Genomic DNA, 1,374 nt, shown 5'->3' with positions numbered 1-1,374 from the left:
TACGCCATCGACCCCGCTCGCATCCGGGCCGAGCTGGACTGGCAGCCCTCGCTGGAACTGCAGGAGGGTCTGGAGCGGACCGTGGACTGGTATCTCGACAACGCCGATTGGTGGCAGCCGCTGCAACAGCGCGCCGGTGTCGGTGTCCGACTTGGTACAGACGAAGCTGCGCCCCGCAAGGCGACCGCGTGAAGGTCCTTGTCTTCGGTGAGACCGGGCAGGTGGCACGGGCGCTGGCGCTGGCGGGCCCGACCCGTGGCGTCACGGTGCAGACCCTGAACCGGGCACAGGCCGACCTGTCGGATCCCGTGGCCTGTGCCGCGGCCGTCATGGCCACCGACGCCGATGCCGTCATCAACGCCGCCGCCTGGACCGCCGTCGATGCGGCGGAGGACCAGGAGGCCGCGGCACAGGTCGTCAACGCGGACAGCCCCGGCGCCATGGCGCGGGCCTGCGCGGCGCGGGGTCTGCCCTTCGTCCAGATTTCGACCGACTACGTCTTTGACGGGAGTGCCGGTGCACCATGGGTGCCGGATGCCCCCACCGCACCGCTGGGCGCCTACGGCCGCACCAAGCGGGCGGGGGAACGCGCGGTCCTGGAGAGCGGTGCGCGCGCCGTGGTGCTGCGTACGGCCTGGGTGTTCGACGGGACGGGCAAGAACTTCGTCACCACCATGCTGCGCCTGTCGGAGACCCGCGACACCCTGTCCGTCGTCGCCGATCAGATCGGCGGCCCAACGCCCGCGGATGCGATCGCCGACGCCTGCCTCACCATCGCGCAGGCGCTGGTGGAGGGCACGGGGCAGGGCGGGGTGCATCACTTCAGCGGGGCGCCCGATCTCAGCTGGGCGGACTTCGCCCGCGCGATCTTTGCCACCGCAGGGCGCGATGTCACCGTCACCGACATCACCACCGCGGATTATCCCACCCCCGCCGCACGCCCTGCCAATTCCCGGCTGGACTGCAGCAGCCTGACGACGGCCTTCGGCATCGCCCGTCCCGACTGGCAGACCGCCCTGACGCGCATCATCAAGGAGACGCACGCATGACCCAGCGCAAGGGACTGATCCTGGCCGGCGGCACCGGCAGCCGGCTCTGGCCGATCACACAAGGCCTCTCCAAGCAGCTGATGCCGATCTATGACAAGCCGATGATCTACTATCCCCTGTCGGTGCTGATGCTGGCCGGTATCCGCGAGATCGGGATCATCACCACGCCCGCCGATCAGGCGCAGTTTCAACACTTGCTGGGGGACGGGTCGCAATGGGGCGTTGAGATCACCTGGCTGGTGCAGCCGAGCCCCGACGGTCTGGCGCAGGCCTATCTGGTGGGCGAGGACTTTCTCGATGGGGCTGCCTCGGCGATGGTGTTGGG

The 1,374-nt window shown here is 69.5% G+C and carries 2 protein-coding genes and 1 pseudogene; all 3 read left to right on the top strand.

Annotated features, from left to right (window positions below):
• Nucleotides 1-192, top strand: a pseudogene (locus tag BUA54_RS20440) (dTDP-glucose 4,6-dehydratase); the annotation flags it as partial.
• Complete coding sequence (gene rfbD / locus BUA54_RS20435; RefSeq protein ID WP_072859070.1) at nucleotides 189-1,049, top strand: dTDP-4-dehydrorhamnose reductase; 861 nt, start codon at nucleotides 189-191, stop codon at nucleotides 1,047-1,049. The pseudogene BUA54_RS20440 and the gene rfbD, both read left to right, overlap by 4 nt.
• On the top strand, nucleotides 1,046-1,374 hold a 329-nt coding region (locus BUA54_RS20430; protein WP_178352820.1), incomplete at its 3' end, for a sugar phosphate nucleotidyltransferase. The genes rfbD and BUA54_RS20430, both read left to right, overlap by 4 nt.

The sequence above is a fragment of the Loktanella atrilutea genome (assembly GCF_900128995.1).
Classification (GTDB): Bacteria; Pseudomonadota; Alphaproteobacteria; order Rhodobacterales; family Rhodobacteraceae; genus Loktanella; species Loktanella atrilutea.
The sequence above is the reverse complement of the archived record's forward strand: the minus strand, read 5'-3'. Positions and strand labels throughout refer to the sequence as shown.